The sequence below is a fragment of the Pseudomonas sp. PDM22 genome, assembly GCF_014851965.1.
In the GTDB taxonomy this organism is placed as follows: domain Bacteria; phylum Pseudomonadota; class Gammaproteobacteria; order Pseudomonadales; family Pseudomonadaceae; genus Pseudomonas.
This window is the reverse complement of record NZ_JACVAR010000005.1, coordinates 340,884-365,446: the sequence shown is the minus strand read 5'-3', so window position 1 is coordinate 365,446 and position 24,563 is coordinate 340,884. Positions and strand designations below refer to the sequence as shown.

11 protein-coding genes and 1 pseudogene are annotated in these 24,563 nt (G+C 67.6%); 7 read left to right on the top strand and 5 right to left on the bottom strand.

The window, feature by feature from the left end; translation table 11 throughout:
• The first annotated feature begins 682 nt into the window (after positions 1–682).
• The 4 genes and pseudogenes from IB255_RS19525 (at position 683) to IB255_RS19510 (ending at position 16,891) form a co-directional block, all read left to right on the top strand.
• Complete coding sequence (locus IB255_RS19525) at positions 683–12,292, top strand: Ig-like domain-containing protein (protein ID WP_192210716.1); 11,610 nt, start codon at positions 683–685, stop codon at positions 12,290–12,292.
• Positions 12,235–13,552: pseudogene (locus IB255_RS19520) on the top strand (TolC family protein). Before IB255_RS19525 ends, IB255_RS19520 begins: the two are co-directional and overlap by 58 nt.
• On the top strand, positions 13,552–15,711 hold the full coding sequence (locus IB255_RS19515) for a type I secretion system permease/ATPase (protein ID WP_081519697.1): 2,160 nt from the start codon (positions 13,552–13,554) through the stop codon (positions 15,709–15,711). The pseudogene IB255_RS19520 and the gene IB255_RS19515 overlap by 1 nt, the downstream one beginning before the upstream one ends.
• Complete coding sequence (locus IB255_RS19510; protein ID WP_081519698.1) at positions 15,701–16,891, top strand: HlyD family efflux transporter periplasmic adaptor subunit; 1,191 nt, start codon at positions 15,701–15,703, stop codon at positions 16,889–16,891. Before IB255_RS19515 ends, IB255_RS19510 begins: the two co-directional genes overlap by 11 nt.
• A 275-nt stretch (positions 16,892–17,166) precedes the next feature.
• On the opposite strand, the gene IB255_RS19505 is transcribed toward IB255_RS19510, so the two are convergent.
• From IB255_RS19505 to ccoN, 5 genes are all read right to left on the bottom strand, one after another.
• Positions 17,167–17,826, bottom strand: coding sequence for a hypothetical protein (locus IB255_RS19505; protein WP_081519699.1), 660 nt, complete (start codon positions 17,824–17,826; stop codon positions 17,167–17,169).
• A gap of 113 nt (positions 17,827–17,939) precedes the next feature.
• Positions 17,940–18,800: a LysR family transcriptional regulator gene (locus IB255_RS19500; protein WP_081519700.1), complete on the bottom strand. Its 861-nt coding sequence runs from the start codon at positions 18,798–18,800 to the stop codon at positions 17,940–17,942.
• A gap of 74 nt (positions 18,801–18,874) precedes the next feature.
• Entirely contained in the window at positions 18,875–20,008 is a 1,134-nt protein-coding gene (locus tag IB255_RS19495; RefSeq protein ID WP_081519701.1) for a CBS domain-containing protein, read from the bottom strand.
• A 124-nt stretch (positions 20,009–20,132) separates the two neighbouring features.
• The gene (locus IB255_RS19490) at positions 20,133–20,336 is read right to left on the bottom strand and encodes a hypothetical protein (RefSeq protein ID WP_081519702.1); all 204 of its coding nucleotides are present in this window, start codon (positions 20,334–20,336) and stop codon (positions 20,133–20,135) included.
• 10 nt (positions 20,337–20,346) lie between these two features.
• Positions 20,347–21,792, bottom strand: coding sequence for a cytochrome-c oxidase, cbb3-type subunit I (gene ccoN, locus IB255_RS19485; RefSeq protein WP_151187312.1), 1,446 nt, complete (start codon positions 21,790–21,792; stop codon positions 20,347–20,349).
• 381 nt (positions 21,793–22,173) lie between these two features.
• On the opposite strand from ccoN, the gene IB255_RS19480 reads away from it, so the two are divergent.
• The 3 genes from IB255_RS19480 to kdgD all read left to right on the top strand — a co-directional run bounded on the left by IB255_RS19480 (position 22,174) and on the right by kdgD (position 24,550).
• Entirely contained in the window at positions 22,174–22,545 is a 372-nt protein-coding gene (locus IB255_RS19480) for a DUF6306 domain-containing protein (protein ID WP_081519703.1), read from the top strand.
• A 214-nt stretch (positions 22,546–22,759) separates the two neighbouring features.
• A complete protein-coding gene (locus IB255_RS19475) occupies positions 22,760–23,500 on the top strand; it encodes a FadR/GntR family transcriptional regulator (protein WP_081519704.1) in 741 nt (246 codons plus the stop codon).
• Between the two features lie 138 nt (positions 23,501–23,638).
• Positions 23,639–24,550 carry a 5-dehydro-4-deoxyglucarate dehydratase gene (gene kdgD / locus IB255_RS19470; RefSeq protein WP_081519705.1) on the top strand — a complete coding sequence of 304 codons (912 nt, stop codon included), beginning with the start codon at positions 23,639–23,641 and terminating at the stop codon, positions 24,548–24,550.
• Positions 24,551–24,563: the final 13 nt, after the last annotated feature.

The following is a 24,563-nucleotide window of genomic DNA, read 5'->3' as shown; positions in this document are numbered from 1 at the left end:
TGCCATTCGTTATTCCGCCGTTGACCGCTTTTATTGCGGACGCTGATTCCAACTCTGGAATATCAGGGACTATCCGAGCCTTCAATCAAGCGCGGTTCTACAGGTCTCGCCTGAAGTTGATCCAGCGCTATTCAACAGGCGGAACTGGCTGTCGTTTCCCGCTGGGGATAGGCCTTTTACATTCATTTTTGCATGTCAGCGGGTCTGTTCTGCCGCTTCGCTCTGTTTCGGGGATCCGGGACTTTTTGTGTGCCGGTTATGGCCTGTCCGGGCGGACAGGATCGAGTCGGATCAGGCTATCCGACGAACGGCTTTTATGTAATCCAGGGATTACAAGGATGTCAGCCATTGGCGATAGTCGAACAAGCGACTGAATATTGTCGGATGCCTGTCTCGATATGCGGTTCAAGTTATCGATTCACCCGGTTCGTGCGAAAGAGCAGAGCGCACGGCGCCTGCGGCAAATGTCAAATAATTGTCAAAAAGCGCAGCGGTAGTTGATGGCGATCCTATCTTCCATTGATCAATAAAATCTGAACTTACTGCCCGGTGCATAGGTTACTACCTTTCAATTAAACCCTTCGTCCAAGAGCCTTTCGGAGCGCTTCCGGCGCGCTGCACAGAAGCTGCTATCTCTTTCTGGCCATAAACAAAAACATTATTCCGGGCAGAGGAAGTTAGCATGGCGATCCAGGCGAAGGTCGTGGCGTCTCAGGTGCAGGTGGCCACCGCCACGCAGCAGACGGTCGAAGGGAGCATCGTTCTTCAGCAGGCCAGCAACGTGGCGCTGAACGTCACTGCCGACGCGGTCGCCAGTTACCAGCAGGTCGGCGCCGACCTCGTGGTGCAGCTCAAGGATGGCGAGACCCTCCGCATCGCCAACTTCTTCGCCGAAGGCCAGCCGCCCAGCCAGCTCTACCTGGTGGACGAGAAGGGTGACCTGGTGGTGACCGAACTGGATCAGGTCGCCGCTGACGGCACGCTGGTGCCTACCTATGCCGCCGAGCCCATCGATGCCGGATTCGAGTCACTCACCGAGGCCGGCGCAGCGGCAGGCAGTACGGGCGCCGCCGGTGGTATTGCCGGCTTGGGAACTGCCGGGACCATCCTCGCCGGCGCCGCGGTGATTGCCGGCGGCGCCGCCATCGCCAGCAGCGGCGGTGGCGGTGGTGGAGGCAGCAACCCACCCGCGCCTCCCGCGCCGGCGACCGATGTCACGGTCAGCCCTGACGGTGGCGTGATCACCGGCCGTGCCACGCCGGGTACGACCGTCGAGGTGGACGTCGACGGCGATGGCCAGCCCGACTACACCGCGCCAGTGGATGGCAACGGCAACTTCCAGGTGCCCGTCAGCCCACCACTGAGCAACGGTGAGAATGTCACCGTGGTCGTGCGCGGGCCCAATGGCGGCAGCGCCAGTTCCGGCACAACCGTCACGGCGCCGGATACCACGGCGCCGGGTGCCGCGACGGGCGTGGCGGTGTCGGAGGATGGCAGCAAGGTCAGCGGCAGCGCCGAGCCGGGCTCTACCGTGAAGGTCGACACCAATGGCGACGGCATCCCCGACGCCACCGGGGTTGCCGGCTCCGACGGGCATTTCGAGATCACCCTCCCGGCTCCGGTGACCAACGGCCAGGGTGTATCGGTGACGGTGACCGACCCGGCCGGGAATACCAGCCCGCCGACCGTGGTGAACGGGCCCGACACGACGCCGCCGGAACCGGCCCATGACCTGACGATCAGCGCCGACGGCAGGGGCCTTGCCGGGATCGCCGAGCCAGGCAGCTCGCTGTCCATCGACCTGAACAATGACGGCACCCCTGACCTGACCGTGCAGGTCGGGCCCGACGGCCGCTTCAGTCTCAACCTCGATTCGCCGCTGCCAGCCGGGCAGATCGTTTCGATCATCGTCCGCGACGCAGCCGGCAACGCCAGCCCGATTGCCACCATCCACGCGCCGGGCGGGAGCGTGCCCGCACCGGTGATCGACCCGAGCAACGGCCACCTCATCCAGGGCACCGCGACGGTCGGCACCCAGGTCTACCTGACCAACGCCCAGGGCACCCTGATCGGCGTGGCGCTGGTCGGTGGCGATGGCCACTGGAGCTTCACCCCCCTCACTCCGCTGGCCGACGGCACCGTGGTCAATGCCGTGGCACGCGGGCCGCAGGGGGAGAGCGGTTCCACCAGCGTCACGGTGGACGGCATCGCGCCCGGCACGCCCGTCATCACCTCGGGCAATGCCGGAGGGCTGGAGGGAACGGCGGAGGCCGGTGCAACTGTCGTCCTCACCACCGGTAACGGAACCCCGCTGACGACCGTCGTTGCCGATGGGACCGGGCACTGGAGCTACCATCCCGGTTCGCCCTTGCCCAACGGCACCCAGGTCACCGTCGTCGCCAAGGACGCTGCCGGCAACCTCAGCGGCCCGGCGCAGACCACCCTGGATACCCAGCCGCCAGCGGCGCCCACGGTCAACCCGAGCAATGGCGGGCTGTTCAGTGGTATCGCGGAAGCCAACAGCACGGTGTTGCTGAGCAATGCCGACGGCCAGGTGATCGGCCAGGTCCAGGCCGACGGCAGCGGCCACTGGCAGTTCATCTTCAACCCGCCGCTGGCCAATGGCGCGGTGGTATCGGTGACGGCTACGGACGCTGCCGGCAACACCGGAGCGGCGGCCAGCGTCACGGTAGATTCCAGCATTCCCTCGACGCCCACGGTCGATCCGAGCAACGGTTCGAACATCAGCGGCCTGGCGGATGTCGGTGATCGCGTGGAGATTCGCGACGCCAACGGCAACCCGATCGCGATCGTGACAGCCGATGGCGACGGTCACTGGAGCTACATCCCCGGCGTGCAGTTCCCCGATGGCACCCAGTTGCAGGTTGTCGCGGTGGATCCGCAGAGCGGCCAGCAGAGCCAGGTGGTCAACCTGGTCGTCGACGGGGTGGCGCCCGATGCGCCCCAGGTGGACGTCAGCAACGGCACCGTTCTCAGTGGTATCGCCGAGCCCGGTAGCCTGGTGACCCTCGTCGACAACCAGGGCAACCCCATTGGCCAGGTGCGCGCCGACGGTCTAAGCGGCGCATGGTCCTTCACTCCCGGAGCCTCGCTGCCCGACGGAGCGGTGGTGGTGGTCCGGGCCGTCGACGCCGCCGGTAACCCCAGCCCGCCCACCAGTGTCGTGGTGGACGCCGTCGCGCCGCCACCGCCGCAGGTCAACGCCAGCAATGGTCTGAGCTTCAGTGGCAGCGCCGAGCAAGGCGCCACCGTGATCATCCTCGATGCCAATGGCAATCCCATCGGCCAGGTCACGGCCGACGCCAGCACCGGGCAGTGGAGCTTCACGCCGCCGTCGGCCTTGCCCAGCGGCACGCAGGTTTCCGTGGTTGCCCGCGACGCTGCCGGTAACGTCGGTCAGCCGACGCCTGTGATCGTGGACCGCCAGGCGCCCGATGCCCCGCAGATCGACGCGAGCAACGGTGACGTGCTGCATGGCTTGGCCGAGCCGGGCAGTACGGTGACGCTGACCGATGGCAACGGCAACCCCATCGCCCAGGTGGTGGCCGACCCGATCACCGGGGACTGGTCGTTCACGCCGGGCACGCCCCTGGGCAACGGTACCCAGGTGCGCGCCACCGCGACGGATGCGGCGGGCAACGTCAGCCAGGTCGGTCAGATCACCGTCGACAACCTGCCGCCCACTGCGCCCTCGGCCGGGCCGAGCAACGGCACGCAGATCAGCGGGACCGCCGAGCCGGGCAGCATCGTGGTGATCATGGATGCTTCCGGCCAGCCCCTGGGGGAGGCGGCGGTGGGCCTCAATGGCTTCTGGTTGTTCCGCTTCAGCCAGGCATTGCCCACTGGCTTCGTGCTGCGCCTGGCGGTGCGCGATGCGGCGGGTAATGTCGGCGCGGAAACCACCACGACGGTGGACAGCAACCTGACCACGCCGCCGACACCGGATGCGAGCAACGGCAGTGTCATCAGCGGCACCGCCGAGGCCGGCCAGCAGGTGATAGTGCGCGATGCCAATGGCAACGAGATCGGCCGCACCACCGCCGATGGCGACGGCAACTGGAGCGTCACGCCGGCTTCGCCGCTGGCCAACGGCTCCGATTACCAGGTGGTCGCCGTCGACCCGGTCAGCGGCCATGAAAGCGTGCCCATTGTCGGCACGGTGGACTCCGTGGCGCCGGCTGCGCCCACTATCAACGGCAGCATGGGCGTAACCCTGACGGGCACGGCGGAGCCAGGCTCCACGGTCACGCTCACCGACGGCAGCGGCAACCCCATCGCCGTGGTCACGGCAGACGACAACGGCCAGTGGACCTTCACACCCGGTACGGCCCTGCCCGACGGTACGCTGGTCAACGTCACGGCGACCGATGCGGCCGGCAATGTCAGCCAGCCGGCGAACACCACGGTGGATTCCGTGGCACCGCCTACGCCGCTGGTCGATCCGAGCAACGGCCAGCTGTTCACCGGCACCGCCGAGGCGAACGCCACGGTGATCATCCGCGACGCCGGCGGCAACGTCATCGGCGAGGCCATCGCCGATGGCGGCGGTGTCTGGAGCTTCGCTCCACAGCCGGCGCTACCCAACGGTACCCAGGTGACGGTGATGGCCCGCGACGCAGCGGGCAACGAAAGCGGCACGGTGGGCGTGACCGTGGATGCACAGCCGCCGGCTGCGCCGGTGGTCACCCCCAGCACCGGCGCCGAACTGAGCGGCACCGCCGAACCCAATGCGCAGGTGGTGGTGATCTCCGCCAACGGCCAGGTGATCGCCGAGGTGCCGGTCGGCCCCGGCGGCACCTGGAGCTATACCCCGAGCACGCCGCTGCCCGATGGCGCGACCCTGAGCGTCGTCGCCGTGGATTCTTCCGGTAACCGCAGCGAAACCACCACGGTGACCGTCGACAGCACGCCGCCGGCCGACCCGCTGGTCAACCCCGGCAACGGCACGCAGATCAGCGGTACTGCCGAGCCGGGCAGCACCGTCACGGTGACCGATGGCAACAACAATCCGGTGGGGCAGACCACCGCCGACGACCAGGGCAACTGGAGCATCACCCCGGCGTCGCCGCTGCCCGATGGCAGCAGCGTGACCGTGGTCGCCACCGATGCGGCCGGCAATCCCAGCAATGGCACCACGCTGACCATCGACACCAGCGCACCGACGACTCCTGCCGCCGGGCCGAGCAACGGCACCGTGCTCAGCGGTACGGGGGAAGAGGGCAGCACCCTGGTGTTCACCGATGGCGCCGGCAATGCGCTGGGGCAGGTCACGGTGGGCGTGGGTGGCAACTGGACCTTCACCCCGGACCAACCCCTGGCCGACGGCACCGTGGTGACCATCGTCGCTCGCGACGCAGCCGGCAACGAGAGCGGCCCGGTGCAGGTGACGGTGGATTCCAGCGCCCCCAGCACTCCAACACTCGACCCGAGCAATGGCCTGGCACTGGGTGGCACCGGCGAGATCGGCAGTACGGTCATCGTCAATGTCGCCGGCAGTGAAGTGGCCCGCGTGCAGGTCGGCCCGGACGGGCGCTGGAGCTACACGCCCGGCAGCCCGATCGCCGATAGTACGGCCATCTCGGTGCAGGGCACCGATGCTGCCGGCAACACCACGCCGATCGTCAACGGCAGCGTGGACGGGCTCGCCCCCGGCGCGCCGGACATCCTCCCGAGCAACGGCAGCACCTTCACCGGTACGGCCGAGGCGGGCAGCACGGTCATCCTCAGCGGGCCGGATGGAGAAATCGGCCGCGCCCTGGTGGATGCCGAAGGCCGCTGGAGCTTTACCGCGACCACCCCGGTGGGCAATGGCGTGACGGTCAGCGCGGTAGCCCAGGACGCCGCCGGCAACACCAGTGGCAGCGACAGCATGGTGGTCGATGCTTCCGCACCGCCGGCGCCGAGCATCGACCCGAGCAACGGTACGCTGATCACCGGGACCTCCGAGATCGCCAGCACCATCACCCTCGTGTACGCCAACAACGTACTGATCGGCCAGGCCACCACCGACCCGGACGGCAACTGGACCTTCACCCCGAACCCGCCGCTGGCCGACGGAACGAAGATCGACGTGATCGCCCAGGACGCCGCCGGTAACGCCAGCTCGGTGGCGAGCATCATCATCGATGCCACGCCGCCGGCGGCGCCTGTGGTCGCGGCGAGCAACGGCAGCGTGCTCACGGGCACCGCAGAGCCCGGCAGTACCGTGACCATCAGCCGTGGCGGCGTCGAGCTGGGCAGCGCGACCGCCGACCCGGTGACGGGGCAGTGGAGCATCACTCCAACGAGCACCGTCGGCGACGGGGAAGTACTGCAGGTTGCCGCGCGCGATGCAGCGGGCAACATCAGCCAGCCGACCGCAGTCACCATCGACGCGGTGCCGCCGGGGCAGCCCGTCATCAACGCCACCAACGGCGCCTTGCTGTCGGGGACCGCGGAGGCCGGCAGCACCGTGCTGCTCAGCGACGGCAGCGGCAACCCGCTGGGAACGGCCATCGCTGACGCCAACGGCCACTGGAGCCTCACGCCGGCCAGCCCGTTGCCCGACGGCACCACGGTAAACGCCGTAGCACGTGACGCTGCGGGTAACCAGGGACCGTTGCAGAGCGTGGTGGTCGACAACACCCTGCCTGACGCGCCGATCATCAATGCCAGCAATGGCAGTGTGATCTCCGGCACCGCCGTGCCCGGCGCGGAGGTCGTGCTGAGCGATGGCAACGGCAACGAGATCACCCGCGTCACTGCGGACCCCATCAGCGGCCAATGGAGCTATGAACCCGGCTTGGCCCTGGCCAATGGCACCGAAGTGGTGGCCGTGGCGGTGGTCGAGGGCCGCACCAGCGGCGCCACTGCGATCACCATCGACGCCGTGGCGCCGGATGCGCCGACCGTCGTCGCCAGCAATGGCACCGAACTCAGCGGCACCGCCGAAGCTGGCAGCACGGTGATCCTCGCCGACGGCAACGGCAACCCCGTGGGGCAGACCGTCGCCGATGGCAGCGGGCACTGGAACTTCTCCCCCGTTGCGCCGCTGGCCAACGGCACGGTGGTCAATGTCGTCGCGCAGGATGCCGCCGGCAACGTCAGCGCGCCCGCCAGCACCACGGTGGATGCGGTGGCGCCCATCGCCCCGACCATCAACGCCAGTAATGGCAACGTGGTGACCGGCAGCGCCGAGCCGGGCGCCACGTTGCTCCTCACCGACGGCAACGGCAGTCCCCTCGGCCAGGTCGTCGCCGATGCCACCACCGGGCAGTGGAGTTTCACCCCCAACCCGCCGCTGGTGGGTGGCACCACGGTGAATGCCGTGGCCCAGGATGCCGCCGGCAACACCAGTAGCGTGGTCAACACGGTGGTCGACACCACCGCGCCGACCACGCCGACCATCCTGCCCAGCAACGGTAATGTGCTCAGCGGCACCGGCGAGGCCGGGGCGAGCATCGTGCTCACCGATGGCAACGGCAATCCGATTGCCCAGGTCGGCGTCGATGGCAACGGCAAGTGGACCTACACGCCATCGCCGGCTCTACCCAACGGCACCACGGTCAATGCCGTTTCGGTGGATGCGGCCGGCAACCAGAGTTCCTCGGTCAGCACCACGGTGGACACCACCGCGCCGGCCGACCCGACTATTAACCTCAGCAACGGCACGCTGCTCACTGGCACCGCCGAAGCCAATGCGCTGGTGCTGCTGACCGACGGCGGCGGTAATGCCATCGGCCAGGTGCGCGCCGACGCCAATGGTGCCTGGAGCCTGGCGGTCAGCCCGGCGCTGGCCAACGGCACCGTGGTCAATGCCCAGGCCAAGGACGCCGCCGGCAACACCAGCAACAGTGTCAGCACCACGGTGGACTCGGTCGCACCCGTCGCACCGACCATCGCGGCGAGCAACGGCACCGAACTGCACGGTACGGCGGAGAACAATGCCACCGTGCTGCTCACCGACGGCAACGGCAACCTGATCGGCCAGACCACCGCCAATGGCAGCGGCAACTGGACCTTCACCCCTGGCACAGCGCTGGCCGATGGCACTGTGGTCAATGCCGTGGCCACGGATGCCACCGGCAACACCAGCGTCGCGGCCACCACCACGGTGGACAACCTGGCGCCGCCCACCCCAACCATCGATGCCAGCAACGGCGCGCTGCTCACGGGCACTGCCGAGGCAGACGCCACGGTCATCCTCACCGATGGCAACGGCAACCCCATCGCCCAGGTCACGGCCAATGGCTCCGGAGAGTGGTCCTTCGCGCCGGGTGTCCCTCTGCCCGATGGCACCGTGGTCAACGTCCTGGCGCAGGACGCTGCGGGCAACACCAGTGGTTCTGCCAGCACCACGGTGGACGCCGTGGCGCCGGCCAGCCCGACCATCGATCCGAGCGATGGCGTGCACATCACCGGTACCGCCACGGCCGGCGTCACCGTGGTGCTCACCGATGGCGGCGGCAATCCCATCGGCACCACCGTCGCCGACGGCGCCGGCAACTGGTCCTTCGACCCGGCCACGCCGCTGGGCAATGGCGTGGTCATCCAGGCCGCCACCCGCGATGCGGTCGGCAACACCAGCGGCTCGGTCAGCACCACGGTCGACAACGTCGCACCGCCGCCGCCGACCATCGAACCCAGCAACGGCACCGAACTGGCCGGTACCGCCGAGGCCAACGCCACCGTTGTCCTCACCGACGGCAACGGCAACCTCATCGGCACCACCCAGGCCAACGGCAGCGGCGACTGGGCATTCACCCCCAGCCCGGCGCTGGCCAACGGCACTGCAGTCACCGCCGTGGCCCAGGACGCCGCCGGCAACACCAGCGGGTCCGCTTCCACGGTGGTCGACAGCCAGGCGCCCGAGCCGCCGGTGATCGACCCCAGCAATGGCACGCTGCTCAGCGGCACTGCCGAACTGGGCGTGACCGTGGTGCTCAGCGTCGATGGCGTGGAGCTGGCGCGGGTGGCGGTGCAAGGTGACGGCACCTGGTCATTCCCGGTGCCCTCGGCGCTGGCCAACGGTACGGTCGTGGACGCCGTGACGGTAGATGCCACTGGCAACCTGAGCGCGAGCGTCAGTGTCACCATCGATGCCCTGGCGCCGCTGGCGCCCACCGTAACGCCCAGCGATGGCGCCGTGCTGGCGGGTACTGCCGAAGCCAACGTGACGGTCCTCCTGCGCGATGGCCTGGGCAACCTGATCGGCTCGGCCCAGGCCGATGCCAACGGCAACTGGCACTATGTGCCGGACGCGCCGCTGGCCGACGGCCTGGAAGTGGTGATCAGCGCTCGCGACGCGGTCGGCAACGTCAGCCTGACGACCAGCGTCGTCATCGACGCGAGCCTGCCGGCGGTCCCGGTCATCACCCCGAGCAACGGCACGGTCATCAGCGGCACGGCCGAAGCCAACGCCACCATCCTCCTTACCACCACCGGCGGCTTGCCCATTGGCCAGGTCAGTGCCGATGTCAACGGCAACTGGAGCTTCACCCCGGGCACGCCGCTGGTCGACGGTACCGTGATCAACGCGGTGGCCCGCGATGCCAGCAACAACCTCAGCGGCGTCGCCACCGTGGTGGTCGATGCGGTAGCGCCGAACGTGCCGGTGGTCTCGCCGAGCAATGGCAGCGTGCTTGCCGGCACGGCGGAAGCGGGCGCCACGGTGGTGCTCAGCGTGGCTGGCGCGCCCATCGCCCAGGTTGTTGCCGACGGCTCCGGGCACTGGACCTACAGCCCCGGTGTACCCCTGGCCAACGGCGTGCAGGTCAGCGTGGTGGCCAGGGATGCGACGGGCAATACCAGCGTCGCGGCGAGCGTTACCGTGGACAGTGTCGCACCCAATACGCCGACCATCGCCGCTAGCAACGGCGTCACTTTCACCGGCACCGCCGAAGCCAATTCGACGGTGATCATCAGCGGCGCCAATGGCGCTCTGCTCGGTCAGGTCACGGCCAATGCCAGTGGTATCTGGACCTTCAACCCGACCACCCCGGTGGGCAATGGCGTGGTAGTCAGCGCGGTGGCCAAGGACGCCGCCGGCAACGTCAGCCTGATTGCCGCCACCACCACGGTGGATGCGCTGCCACCCGCGCTGCCGGTGGTCAATCCGAGCAACGGCGCGCTGCTGGCCGGTACTGCCGAGGCCGGTTCCACGCTGGTACTCAGCGTGGGCGGCAACGTCATCGGCCAGGTCACCGCGAATGCCCAGGGCCAGTGGAGCTTCGCCCCCGGCGTGGCGCTGGCTAACGGAGTGCAGGTCAGCGTGGTGGCCAAGGATGCCGTGGGCAATACCAGCGTCGCCGCCAGCGTCACGGTGGACGCCGTGGCGCCGACCGCGCTGGTTGTCGCGCCGAGCAATGGCACGGTCCTCAGTGGCACGGCGGAGATCGGTTCGACGGTGATTCTCAAGGTCGGTGGCGCCATCATCGCCCAGGTCACCGCCGATGCCACCGGCAACTGGAGCTTCACCCCCGGCAGCCCGCTGGCGAACAACACGCAGGTCAGCGTCACGGCCAAGGACGCCGCCGGCAACACCAGCGTGGCGACCACCATTGGCGTCGATAGCGTGGCGCCGGTCGCACCCAGCGGCCTGAGCGTTTCCGCCAATGGCACGGTGCTCACCGGTATCGCCGAGGCCAACAGTACGGTGAAGGTGGTCATCAATGGCGATGCGGCCAACCCGATTACGGTGCAGGCCAACGGCAGCGGCAACTTCACCGTCAACCTCAGCCCGGCGCTGACGGCGGGGCAGCTGCTGACGGTCAACGCGGTGGATGCTGCCGGCAATGCCGGAGCCATCATCCAGGTGCAGGCGCCAGACCTCACGCGACCGGTACTGACCATCGCCGAAGCCGCCGACGGTTACATCAACAAGGCCGAGCTGGCCGACGGTATCCAGGTGCGTGTGGGCCTGACGGCCGGCGCCCGCGCCGGGCAGACCCTGACCCTGCGCTACAACGGCCCCGGCGGCTATACCTTCAGCCAGGCCCATGTGCTCACGGCGGCGGAAATCACCGCTGGCGTTGTGCTGGTGAGCATGCTCCCGGCGGCCGGCGTGGCGGCGATCCCGCAGGGCGCGGCGACCGTCACTGCCGACGTCAACGGCGGGCTTACAGCGACCCCGGCGAACTTCACCCTCGACACCATCGCGCCGGCCAACCCGGTGCTGTCATTGGTGGGCAACCTGCTGACCATCGGCGCCGAGCCCAGCAGCACCTTGCTGGTGGATGCCAAGCTGCTCGGGCTGGTGTCGCATACGGAAGTCTCGGCAAGCAACGCCGGGCTCGCTTCGCTGGACCTGCTGAGCGGCCTGGCCACCGCCATGAGCTGGGACCAGCTGCTGGACGCCAATGTCACCGTCGGCGCCCGTGATGCGGCAGGCAACGTCGGCAACCTGGTGGGCATCAACCTGGAGAACGTGCTGACCCAGAACACCGTCACCATCGGCAACCTCGGCCTCGCCGTCGGGCTGCTGCCGCCGGTGCTGGGCCTCAGCGGCACGGCGATAGCCGGCGGCAGTCTGGGGGTAGAGATCATCACGCCATTGGTGAACGTCGCGCTGCATCCCATCGTCGACAGCACCGGCCACTTCACCATCAACCTGCTGGCACCGGACCTGCTGGCGCAGCTCGGGCTGTCCGTCACCGGCCTGCTCAACCTGGGCAGCCAGCTGAGCATCAACCTGATCGCCTACGACGCCGCCGGCCACGCCAGCGCCACCTACGGCATTTCCCTGACCGGCTCTGGCCTTGGCCTGGCGCTGGGCGAGATCAGCGTCAGCGGCACCGCCGGCGCGGACGTACTGATGGGCACCAGCGGCACCGAGCACTTCTACGGTAACGCGGGAGCGGACCTGTTCCTCCATGTCGGCACGGGCGACATCGTGCAGGCGGGCGATGGCAACGACACCATCCAGTTGCAGTCGACCACCTTCAAGAGCGTCGACGGCGGCGCCGGCTTCGACACGGTGATGCTCGACAGCGGCATCAACCTCACCTACGGCTCGCTGCTCACCGGGACCATGACCAACATCGAGCGGATCAGCCTGGGCAAGGGCGACGCCGCGCCCAGCAGCCTGACCCTCACCGCGGCGCAGGTCGATGCGGTGACCGACGCCAACAACGTCCTGCAGATCACCGGCGACACCAACGACACCCTCACCGTGAGGGGCGCGGTGGATACCGGGGCCAACCAGGTCCACAGCGGCGTCAGCTACGACGTCTATTCATTCGGCAACACCACGCTGCTGGTGGAGGAGAACACCGTCCACGTCGTCGTGTCCTGAAGAAGGAAAGACTGCATGACGCAACGCAACGCCTGGTTGTACGGCCTGCTGCTGGTGAGCGTGGCAGGCCATGGGCAGACACTGGAGGAGGCCGTGCGCGCCGGCCTCGCCATCCATCCCGAAGTGCGCGCTGCGGTGGCGGAAGCGGAGCGCGGCAAGACCGACGTGGAGATCAGCAAGGGCGGTTACTACCCGCAGGTGAGCATGTCCGGCGGGCCCAACGAGTTCGACTTCGGCGAGGTGGTCTACGACCTCACCGCGTCCCAGATGCTCTACGACTGGGGCAAGATGAAGAGCAAGGTGGACAGCGCCAGGGCCACTCACCGCCAGCTGGATGAAACCGCGCTGGTGAGCCGCGAGGATGCGGCGCTGGACATCACCGAGACCTACCTCGACGTGCTCGCCGCCCAGGCTCGGATCGAGACGGTGCGCGAGCACATCCAGCGCCTGGGCGATATCCGCGAGATGACCCAGGCGCGCGGCGGCGATGGTTACTCCGACCGCAGCGAGCTGGACCGCGCCAACCTCGAACTATCCCGCGCCCAGGAACAGCTGGCCCTGGAGAAGGGCAGCCTGCAGGACGCGCGCAACCAGTACGAGGTGCTGGTCGGCAAGCCGCCGGCCGACCTCGCCGAACCGGAGCCCCTGTCCATGCAACGCTACCTGGTCGGTACCGACATGAACCGCCTGATCGTCGACAGCCCGCTCTACCGCAAGGCCGCCGAGGACGCCGAAGTGGCCGAGGCCAAGCTGCGCGAGAGCAAGGCCTCGCTGCTGCCGCAGGTGAACCTGGAGGCCTCGTCGCTGCGCCGGGAGATCGGCGGGCACCTGGAAAACGACTCGGTGGTGTCGCTGCGCCTGCGCATGGATACCTTCGAAGGTCTGTCCAACTTCCGCCGACCCACCGCCGCCCAGCAGCACCTGGAGTCCACCCGCTGGACCCGCGACGCCATGCGGCGCGATATCAAGCGCAAGCTGCAGACCCTCTTCGACACCGACGACACCCTGCGCTGGCGGCAGGATTCGCTGGTACAGCAGGTGCGCGAATCGGAGCAGGTCAGTGGCGTCTACCGGGACCAGTTCGAGGTCGGCCGGCGCGACGTGATCGACCTGCTCAATGTGCAGCGCGAGCGCTTCGAGGCCGAGCGCCAACTGGCCAACCTGCGCTTCGAGCGCAAGCGCGTGGAGTACCGTGCCGCCGCGCAGATCGGCCTGCTCGGGCCGCTGCTGGAAAACCACCTGGCCCCGGGAGCCTCCTGATGAACGCCGAGAATGTGGTTCTGCTGGCGGATCACGAAGTCGAGACCGATCCCCTGCGCCAGGGCCTTTCGCTGCTCTGCCGGCAGTTGGGCCGGCCACTGGGCGTGGCCGAGCTGGGGGAGGGCATGCCGCTGCACCAGGGCCGGCTGCCGCTGCGTTTTGTGCCCCGCGCCTTGCGCCGCGCGGACATAGTCGCGCGGGTCGATCGCCTGGCCCTGGCGAAGATGGATAACTACCTGCTGCCGGCGCTGCTGCTGCTCGAAGACGGCGGCACCCTGGTGCTCTGCGAGCAGGATGAGCAGACCGCCAGCGTGCTGGTGCCGCACAGTGATGGCGGCGTCGAGCGGATTGCGCGGGCCGAACTGGAGCATCGCTACAGCGGCGTGGCGATCTTCGCCAAGTGCCGTTACCGGGCTGACGGGCGCGTCGGCGACTTCGCCAGGCGTGAGCCGGACCACTGGTTCTTCGGCCCGCTGAAGCGGCTCTGGCGTTCCTATTTCGAAGTCGCCATGGCGGCGATGATGGCGAACCTGCTGGCGATTGCTTCGGCGCTCTTCGCCATGCAGGTGTATGACCGCGTGGTGCCCAACGCGGCCATGGACACCTTGTGGATACTAGCCAGCGGCGTGGGCCTGGCCATCGTGCTGGAGGGCGTGATCCGCGGGTTGCGCGGGCACCTGCTGACCACCATGGGCAAGCGTATCGACCTGCAGCTTTCCACGCTCCTGTTCGAGCGCGTGCTCAACACCCGGCTGGCGGCCAAGCCCGGTTCGGTGGGCGCCTTCAGTACGCAGGTGCGCGAGTTCGAGGGCGTGCGTGAATTCTTCACCGCCTCCAGTGCGGCGATGATCAGCGACCTGCCGTTCGTGCTGCTGTTCCTGTTGATCATTGCGCTGATCGGCGGGCACCTGGTCTGGGTGCCGGCGGTGGCGGCATTGCTGATGTTGATTCCCGGACTGTTCTGCCAGGGCGTGCTGGCGCGGCTGTCGCGGGAGAACCTGCGAGAGGGCGCGGTGAAGAACGGCATCCTGCTCGAATCCATCGAGAACCTCGAGTCGGTCAAGGCCACCCGCGCCGAGGGTCGCTGCCTGCACCTCTGGGAAAACCTCACCGCGCAACTGGCCGGCAATGCCATGCGCACGCATACGCTGACCACGGCGCTGTCCTATGGCGCGAGCATCGTGCAGCAGTTGTGCTACATCGGCGTGGTGGTGTTCGGCGTGTACCGCATCAGTGCCGGCGAACTGAGTGTCGGCGCGCTGGTGGCCTGTTCCATCCTTGCCGCTCGTGCGGTGGCGCCGCTGTCCCAGGCCGCCGGCATCCTCGGTCGCTGGCAGCACACCCGGGTCGCCATGGAAGGGCTCGACCAACTGATGAAGGCGCCCATGGAGCGCCCGCAGGACAAGCGCTTCGTGCGCAAGGAGCGCCTCGCCGGGCACTACCGCCTGGAGGCGCTGAAGCTGGCCCACGGCGAGAACCCGCCGGCGGTGGACATCGCTGCGCTGGAGATCCGCCCCGGCGAGCGCGTTGCGCTGCTGGGCGGCAACGGCGCCGGCAAGTCGACCCTGCTGCGCCTGCTGGCCGGGTTGTACGACGCGCAGTCCGGGCGTCTGCTGCTGGACGACGTGGCCATCGCGCAGATCGACCCTTCCGATCGGCGCCGTCACATAGGCTACCTGCCGCAGGATGTCGCGCTGTTCTACGGCACCCTGCGCGACAACCTCAACCTGGAAGGCGCGGCGATCAGCGATGACGAGATGTTCGAGGCGCTGGATGGCGTCGGCCTGGGCGACTTCGTCCGCTCGCACCCGCTGGGGCTGGACCTGCCGCTGCTGGGCAACGGCAGCCTTTCCGGCGGTCAGCGCCAGGCCGTGGGGCTGGCCCGTGTGCTGCTGCAGGACCCGCCCGTGGTGCTGCTCGATGAGCCCACCGCGACCTTCGACCAGAGCACCGAGCTGCACGTCATCGGCTACCTGCAGCGTTGGCTGGAAGGCCGCACCCTGGTGATGACCACGCACAAGAAGACCATGCTCGCCGTGGCCACCCGCGCCGTGGTGCTCAGCCAGGGCAAGGTGGTGATGGACGGCGCCCTGGACCAGATCGTCAAGGACCGCACCGTACAGATTCCCGGACAGGAAGGAGCCGTCCATGGCCAGTGAAACCCGCGCTGCCGAACGCCTGCGCCGCGAGCTGCAGGACCCGCTGCTGGCTTCCAGCCACCCGGTGTCGCGGCCGCTGCTCTGGGCGCTGCTGCTGAGCCTGGTCGCCGCTGTCGCCTGGGCAGCCTGGGCCGAGCTGGACGAGGTGACACGAGGCGATGGCCGCGTGGTGCCCTTCAGCCGCATGCAGAAGATCCAGAGCCTGGAGGGGGGTATCCTCGACCGTCTGCTGGTGCAGGAGGGCGAGCTGGTGCAGGTCGGCCAGCCGCTGGTGCGCCTGGACCGCACGCACTTCGAGACCTCCTGGCAGGAAGCGGCCAACCAGGCCGAGGTCCTCGGTGCCGCCATCGCCCGGCTGGACGCGGAAGTCATGGGCCAGGACCACATCGTCTTCCCCGCAGGCGTGCCCGCCGACGGCCCGGTGGCGCGTTCCGAACGTGAGCTGTTCAAGTCGCGGCGCGACAAGCTGGAGGAGAACACCCGCTCGCTGCAGCAGCAGGTTCGCCTGGCGCAGAGCCAGCTGGCGCTGGTCAAGCCGCTGGTGGAGCGCCGCGCGGTGAGCCAGATGGAAGCACTCAAGCTGAGCCAGGACATCGCTACCCTGAGCGGCAAGCTCACCGAGCTGAAGAACACCTATTTCCAGGATGCCTACACCGAGCGGCAGGAGAAGAAGGCCCAGCTGGCGCAGATCGAGCCCATCGTCCAGCAGCGCAAGGACCAGCTGCGCCGCACGGAAATCCTCTCGCCGGTGCGCGGGCGGGTGAACACCGTGCTGATCAGCACCCGCGGCGGCGTGGTGCAGCCGGGCGAGCCGATCATGGAGGTGATCCCGGTGGAGGAACGCCTGCTGGTGGAAGCCAAGGTCAAGCCGCGCGACGTGGCCTTCCTGGTGCCGGGCATGCCGGCCAAGGTCAAGATCACCGCCTACGACTACAGCATCTACGGCGATTTGAAGGGCACCCTGGAACAGATCAGCGCCGACACGATCGAAGAAGATACGGTGCACGGCAAGGAGTACTACTACCAGGTGCTGATCAAGACCGACGGCAGCCAGCTGATGCGCAACGGCGAGGTGCTGCCGATCATCCCCGGCATGGTCGCCGAGGTGGACATCCTCAGCGGCAAGCGCAGCGTGCTGAACTACCTGCTGCGGCCGTTGCTCAAGGCGCGGTTGATGTAACCGCGGCCAATAGGGCAGCCGCGCAGGGCGGATAACCCGGAACGGGTTATCCGCCCTGCGTATCAGCGTTGAGGGCTGCGGACCTTGTCGGCGAAGGTTTTGCGAACACAGGAACACCCGGCATACGCCTCCTTCCCCTGACAGGAAAGGGCCGGGAACCTGGGGAGGACAAGGGCGTGGTACCTGTAGGGGCGAGCCTGCCTGCCATGGTTGTCCGGGCGGGGCTTGCGGGCGGGCTCGCTCCTACGGCGGCCGTGGACTGTGCCCAGGCACACTCAGCAGTTGGAGATCTGCCCCGCGTCGATCTCATCCACGCGGCCTTTGGCGAAGTGCAGCCAGAGCCAGTTGGTGCGGTATCGGGTTCTATCGCACTTGCCTTCGATCCGGCGGTGATGTTCGAAGCGCCACCAGCCGTCCGCCGGCGGTGTCGATACTCCCATGACCGCCTGCACTTCCGCACTCGACGCACCAATCCAGTCATAGCCATCGAGCGACAGCGAAAGCTGGGGAGACCGTAGTGCCGCGCACGCGCTGGTGGTTTGTGGCTGGGGCTGGTTGCGCAGGGTGATGCGCGTGATGCGATGGCTGCCATCGGTCTTCCTGGCGTCGGAAACCAGCCATAGGCCCAGCCTTGCATGCGGGAGCCAATAGCAGAGCCAGTCGCGGCTGTCTTCGCCGTCCATGTCGTGTTGCCACTCGCCGGAGCCCAGGTTGTTGCGGGCGCCCTCCAGCGTGACGAGTTTCGCTTCGGTAACCAGGTTGCCCACTATCAGGGAACGCCACAGCGGCGCGCCAACGGTGAACTGAGCTGTGGCCAGGCGGAGTAGCTCGGGAGGTGTGTTGCTGTCGGTCGCCTGTGCCAGCGAGGCGACGCACGACAGCATTATCAGCCAGGGGCGCAGCAGCGAGTGGCGGATGAGAGAAAGCGGTTTCATGGTGGGCGCACTGGAGAAAGAGGGCGCCATGGTGGAAGTGAGGCCGATTTGCCCCTATGAGATTACTCTGGAGGAGGGTTCATAGGATTCTGATCCTGCCCGGCTCTGGCGGCTCAGATCATCGGGTCCCAGCGCTGCGACCAGTCCGGGTCCTGCGCCACCACCTCGCGCAGCACCGCGAAGGCCTGCTGCAGCGTCTGCGAGTCGCGGTCCCGCGAATACACGAGATAAGTCGGGTAGCTGAACTCCGGTGCCTTGGGCACGCGGCGCAGCACCTTGCGGTCGAGGTAGCTCTGCACCACCCGCGTGCGGAAGTAGCCCGAGCCGCCGTTCTCCAGGATGTACTGCAATGCCAGCGGGCCGAGGTTGAACGATACCGGCGCCTTGGACAGTTCCGGCAGGGCGCTGTCGTGCTGCTGGCGGAAGCCTTCGCCCCAGTCGATGTAGACGTAGGGTTCGGGGTTCTGCGCGCGCACCAGGATCAGCTTCTCCTCCAGCAACTGCTCCACCTGCATCCCCGGCCAGTAGGTCGGCTGGTAGACCAGGGCGGCATCGAGCACGCCCAGCTCCAGCTGGCGCAGCAGGCTCTGGCCGTCGCCGATCTCGGCGCGCACTGCGTGGTCGCCGATGGTCTGGCGGATACGGCTGACCCAGCGCAGCATCAGCGGGTTGCACAGGCTTACCTCGCCGCCGATGTGCAGCACGTTGTGGATGCCTTCGGGCAGTGGCAGGTCGCGCTGGGCGGCTTCCCAGGTCTGCAGGATCTGGTTGGCGTAGGTGACGAAGGCCTCGCCGTCCGGCGTCAGGCGGGCGCCGGCGCGGTTGCGCACGAACAGCGTGCAGTTGAGGTGTGCCTCCAGCTTCTGCACCCGCGCGGTGACGGCGGTCTGGGTGACGTGCATGCGGTCGGCGGCGGCCACGAAGCTGCCGTGGCGGACGATTTCCAGGAAGGTGCGGGTGAGGTCGATGTCCATGCAAAGGCTTCTGCGCGATTCAGGCGGCCAGTGTAACGGAAAGGGCTGTCAGCCCAGGCGAACTGAAAGCGCGGTCAGCCCAGGTGACTGAGCAGGTCGCGCTCCAGCGCGGCGATCAGGTCGGTCTGGGTGATCACGCCCACCAGCTCGCCGCGTTCCAGCACCGGCAGGCAGTGCAGGCCGTGGTCGGAGAGCAGCGGGATCAGTTCCACCGCATGGGTGTCGGCATCTACATGCAGCACCGGGCGGGTCATTACCTCGCCCAGCAGGCGGTCGCGGCGCAGGCCGATGCCGCCGAGCAGGCGCTTCCACCAGGCGCCCCTGGGCACCAGCAGGTCGATCAGGCTGACGATGCCCACCAGCCGGCGCTCCTCGTCGAGGATCGGCAGGGCCTTCAGGTGGTGCTTCACCAGCAGGCGCAGGGCGTGGCTGAGCGGGGTTTCCGGCGAGGCGCAGATCAAGTCGCGGGACATCACCTCCCGCGCGCGGGTCTCGCCCATGCTGCGGCGCAGGGCGTGGCGCTCGGTGCTGCGCACCAGGCGCTCGAGGTCGTCGCGGGTGATGTCGACAAAGCCCTCAAGCTCGTCCAGCGCCTGGTCGAGGTCGGCGGCCTGGATGCCGACCCGCGCGCCGGGGGCCGGGTCCTGGGTCTGGTGGTTGTCCGGCGCGAGGCTGCGGCGGCGCGGGTAGGGCATGCGTGTCAGGTTGTTGAACAGCAGCGCAAGCAGCACCAGGCCGAGGCCGCCGCTGATTGCCGGCAGCGATGCCATCCACACCGGTTCGCCGGGCACCGGCGAGGCGAACACCATGCAGAAGGCCAGCGCACCGCCCGGCGGATGCAGGCAGCGCAGCGGGTACATCAGCAGCAGGCTCAGCCCGAGGGCGAGGGCCGCGCTGGCGATGCCGGCGGGCAGGAACAGGCCGATCAGCAGCGCCACCAGCGAGGCGCACAGGTAGCTGCCGATCACCGACCAGGGCTGGGCGAGGGCGCCGGAGGATACGGCGAACAGCAGGACGGCCGAAGCGGCCCAGGGGCCGGCGAAGTGCAGCGCCACCGAGGAGCCGAACAGCAGGCCGCAGGTGGCGGCGCTGAGCAGGAAGCCGAGGCTGGCGCCGAGCGAGGCGCGCAGCCATTCGCGCGGGCGGGTATGGGGAATGTCGGGCAGGTACGCGGCGGCGCGGTGCCGCCAGCCGGTGAGGGCGGGCATCGGAAGGTCCGGGGAGCGAAGTCTGAAAAAAAACGGGCTCTCGCGGGAAAGAGCCCTGCAAGTTGCCAACATCGGCACTCGGGGAGGCTCCGTCCGTGGAGCAGGAAATCACTGGCGTCGGAGATCAGGCGCGCAGTCGGTAGGGCGGTGGCGGCTCCGGCAGCGGCTGGACGATCCTTTCGCAGTGCCGGCCGGTGGCCGCACTCATGCGCCGTGCGGCTTCCGGGTCGTCGGCGAAGGGCAGCAGCGCCGCCTGTTCGTCGTCATGGCGGCAGGATTGCCAGCAGGCGGCGATACAGGCGATCAGGCCGATAAGGCTCAGTAGCATCGTCGCGTCCTCAGGCCGCGGTCGCTTCGAGGTTCGACACCGGCTTGCCGGCGCGCACCGTGGCCCAGGTATTCCAGGCCATCAGCAGCATGCCGCTGGCGAAGGTGGACCCGCCGATCAGCCGCACGATGTAGCCCGGATGGCTGGCCGCCAGCGCCTCGACGAAGGAGTAGGTCAGCGTGCCGTCCTCGTTCACCGCACGCCACATCAGGCCCTGGGTGATGCCGTTGACCCACATCGAGGCGATGTAGAGCACGGTGCCGATGGTTGCCAGCCAGAAGTGCGCATTGATCAGCCCGACGCTGTGCATCTGCTCGCGACCGTAGAGCTTGGGGATCATGTGGTAGAGCGCGCCAATGGAGATCATCGCCACCCAGCCCAGGGCGCCGGCATGCACGTGGCCGATGGTCCAGTCGGTGTAGTGCGACAACGAGTTCACTGTCTTGATCGCCATCATCGGGCCTTCGAAGGTGGACATGCCGTAGAACGCCAGGGACACCACGAGGAAGCGCAGGATCGGGTCGGTGCGCAACTTATGCCAGGCACCGGAGAGGGTCATCATGCCGTTGATCATGCCGCCCCAGCTGGGCGCCAGGAGGATCAGCGACATCACCATGCCGAGGGACTGCGCCCAATCGGGCAGGGCGGTGTAGTGCAGGTGGTGCGGGCCGGCCCAGATGTACAGGGTGATGATCGCCCAGAAGTGCACGATGGACAGGCGATAGGAGTAGATCGGCCGCTCGGCCTGCTTGGGCACGTAGTAGTACATCATGCCGAGGAAGCCCACCGAGAGGATGAAGCCCACCACGCTGTGGCCGTACCACCACTGGATCATCGCGTCGGTGGCGCCCGAGTAGAGCGGATAGGACTTGAACAGTGTCACCGGGATCGCCAGGTGATTGACCACGTGGACCATCCCGGTGACCACGATGAAGGCACCGTAGAACCAGTTGCCGACGTAGATATGGCGCACCTTGCGCCGGGCGATGGTGCCGAAGAACAGGTAGGCATAGATCAGCCAGAGGAAGGTCACCCAGACGGCAATGGGCCACTCCATCTCGGCGTATTCCTTGGAGGTGGTGATGCCCAGCGGGTAGCTGATCACCATGGCCACCAGGCTCGCCTGCCAGCCCCAGAACAGCAGGTTGGCCAGGCTGTCGGAGATGATCCGCACACGGCAGGTGCGCTGCACCACGTAGAAAGAGGTGGCGAACAGCGCGCTGCCGCCGAAGGCGAAGATCACCAGGTTGGTGTGGATCGGCCGGATGCGCCCGAAGCTGGTCCAGGGCATCTCCAGGCTCAACTGCGGCCACACCAGCTGGGCGGCGATGAACACGCCCATGAGCATCCCGAAGATGCCCCAGCCCAGGGTGGTGAGGGTGAAGCGGCGAACGATGTCGTAGTTGTATTCGGCGTCGCGGGGGGTGTGCTGATAGAGGGGTATCGCGCTGTCCATCTTGATTCCGTCGTACTCCGGTTGACTGACGGCTCCCACGGCACCCGAGAGTGCTAAGCGTTGCTTAATCGGCGAAGAGGCAAGGTAGGAGGCAATTCGCCGCAGGGAGCCCGATCAGTCTGAACAGCGCAGATGGATGCAACAAACGAATAATAATGCTGCATAAGTGCAGTTATTTTGATTTGAAAGCGAAGATCTGGCACGCGGCCGCTCTGCAATGCCTTGTCCGGGGTCAAGGCCGACGAGCGGCGCAGCGGAAATGAAGAGGTACGGCGCGGGCTGGATGTATTCGGAAAATTGCAGCGTCAGTGCAATTCAATTCATTTAAAACCGTTTCGCGAGACGGTCTAGGATGGGCCTTCGCGATGACCTGGGGGCTTCATGTCCGACGATCTGATTGACTGGTTGCAGACCTTGATGCGCGCCGAGCGCGCTGGTGCGCGGGTGATGCTCGACAGCCTGCGGCAGGCCGACGAGGCCGTGGCACGGAACCGCCTGGAGCGTTTGCACCAGGGCGAGGCGGAAAGCTGCCGGCGCCTGCGGCGCTGTCTGGAACGACTGGGCGCCACGCCGGATACCGGCGTGGGCGACTTCCATGCCAGCGCCATGGCCATCGACGACCTGGAGCTGCGTTTCGACTTCATCGGCCGTGGCCAGCGCTGGGTTGCCCGGCAGATCACGCAGCGCCTGCCGGAAATCCATGAGCCCTGGCTGCGCGAAGAGCTGGAGGCGGTACTGCGGTTACACCAATGAGCGTAGGAGCGGACTCCGTCCGCGATCGGTTCGGTGCCGCTCCGGCCAAACAAGGAGCTGGGCGAAGCCATCGCGGACGGAGTCCGCTCCTGCGCGAGATCCGGCATCGGCAGGACGAGGGCAGGGTAGAGTCATCGCACAACCGGGCGACCATGGCCGGGCGCCATCCCGATGTTGTACGATGACCGCCACTTCATCTATTCCAGCGACCACCATGCCGACCAGTCCGCTTCCCCGCAAACGTTCCCGCAGCCTCGCCCATGACGTGGTCGCCGAGCTTTCCGCGCGTATCCGCGATGGTCGCATCAAGCCCGGCGACAAGCTGCCCACCGAGTCGGCGATCATGACCGAGCAGGGCGTCAGCCGTACCGTGGTCCGCGAGGCGATCTCCCGGCTACAGGCCGCGGGGCTGGTGGAAACCCGCCACGGCATCGGCACCTTCGTGCTGGACACGCCCAAGGACGGCCCGTTCCGCATCGACCCGGCGACCATCGTCACCCTGCGTGACGTGCTGGCCGTGCTGGAGTTGCGCATCAGCCTGGAGGTGGAGTCCGCCGGGCTCGCCGCCCAGCGCCGCAGCCCCGAGCAGCTGCAGGGCCTGCGCGACGCCCTGGATGCGCTGGAGGAGAGCCAGGCCAACGGCCGCGACGCGGTGGCCTCGGACTTCCAGTTCCACCTGCGCATCGCCGAAGCCACGGGCAACCGCTACTTCACCGACATCATGAGCCACCTGGGGGCGAGCATCATCCCGCGCACCCGCCTCAACTCGGCGCGCCTGGCCCATGACGACCAGAGCCACTACCTGGCGCGGGTCAACCGCGAGCACGAAGATATCTTCGACGCCATCGCCCGCGGCGACACCGACGCCGCCCGCGCCGCCATGCGCCTGCACCTCACCAACTCCCGCGAACGCCTGCGCCGCGCCCATGAATCGGCCGAGGAAAAACTCGGCTGACGAGCGGACGGAAGAAAAGGTTGTCTGACGACTTGTCGGCTTTTGTTTGTAGTTGTACGATGACCGACAACATGACGCCATAAGCCGATTGTCGTTGCACCTCTTCCTATAAAAATTCGCTTTGCAGGGTGATCGCCAATGAATCCACAAGAACTGAAGTCCACCCTTTCGTCCGGTCTGCTGTCGTTCCCCGTGACGGACTTCGATACCCAGGGCAACTTCCGCGCGGACACCTACGCCCGCCGCCTGGAGTGGCTGGCCCCTTACGGAGCCAGTGCACTCTTCGCGGCCGGCGGCACCGGCGAGTTCTTCTCGCTGGAGCCCAACGAGTTCTCCTCGATCATCAAGACCGCGGTGGATACCTGCCGTGGCCAGGTACCGATCCTCGCCGGCGCCGGCGGCCCGACCCGTCAGGCCATCGCCTACGCCCAGGAAGCCGAGAAGCAGGGCGCCGCCGGTATCCTGCTGCTGCCGCACTACCTGACCGAAGCCAGCCAGGAAGGCCTGGTGGCCCACGTCGAGCAGGTCTGCCGCTCGGTGGACTTCGGTGTGGTGGTCTACAACCGCAACGTCTGCCGCCTCAACGCCGACAGCCTGGAAAAGCTGGCCGACCGCTGCCCGAACCTGATCGGCTTCAAGGACGGCATCGGCGAGATCGAGCCGATGGTCGCCATCCGCCGCCGCCTGGGCGAGCGCCTGACCTACCTCGGCGGCCTGCCGACCGCCGAGGTCTACGCAGCGGCCTACAAGGCGCTGGGCGTGCCGGTGTACTCCTCCGCCGTCTTCAACTTCATCCCGAAGACCGCCATCGATTTCTACAACGCCATCGCCAGCGACGACCACGCCACGGTCAACCGCCTGATCGACGATTTCTTCCTGCCGTACCTGGCCATCCGCAACCGCTGCGAAGGCTACGGCGTGAGCATCATCAAGGCTGGCGCCAAGCTGGTCGGCCATGACGCGGGCCCGGTGCGCGCACCGCTGACCGACCTCACCGGCGAAGAAGTCGAGATGCTCGACGCGCTGATCAAGAAACTCGGCCCGCAGTAAGCCGGAGGTTCCC

Bases quoted from the DNA above. Each gene is read 5' to 3' on its own strand.
- IB255_RS19475 (WP_081519704.1), top strand. From the start codon at position 22,760: ATGCCGACCAGTCCGCTTCCCCGCAAACGTTCCCGCAGCCTCGCCCAT.
- IB255_RS19510 (WP_081519698.1), top strand. From the start codon at position 15,701: ATGGCCAGTGAAACCCGCGCTGCCGAACGCCTGCGCCGCGAGCTGCAG.
- IB255_RS19515 (WP_081519697.1), top strand. From the start codon at position 13,552: ATGAACGCCGAGAATGTGGTTCTGCTGGCGGATCACGAAGTCGAGACC.
- IB255_RS19505 (WP_081519699.1), bottom strand. From the start codon at position 17,826: ATGAAACCGCTTTCTCTCATCCGCCACTCGCTGCTGCGCCCCTGGCTG.
- IB255_RS19495 (WP_081519701.1), bottom strand. From the start codon at position 20,008: ATGCCCGCCCTCACCGGCTGGCGGCACCGCGCCGCCGCGTACCTGCCC.
- kdgD (WP_081519705.1), top strand. From the start codon at position 23,639: ATGAATCCACAAGAACTGAAGTCCACCCTTTCGTCCGGTCTGCTGTCG.
- IB255_RS19480 (WP_081519703.1), top strand. From the start codon at position 22,174: ATGTCCGACGATCTGATTGACTGGTTGCAGACCTTGATGCGCGCCGAG.
- IB255_RS19525 (WP_192210716.1), top strand. From the start codon at position 683: ATGGCGATCCAGGCGAAGGTCGTGGCGTCTCAGGTGCAGGTGGCCACC.
- ccoN (WP_151187312.1), bottom strand. From the start codon at position 21,792: ATGGACAGCGCGATACCCCTCTATCAGCACACCCCCCGCGACGCCGAA.
- IB255_RS19500 (WP_081519700.1), bottom strand. From the start codon at position 18,800: ATGGACATCGACCTCACCCGCACCTTCCTGGAAATCGTCCGCCACGGC.
- IB255_RS19490 (WP_081519702.1), bottom strand. From the start codon at position 20,336: ATGCTACTGAGCCTTATCGGCCTGATCGCCTGTATCGCCGCCTGCTGG.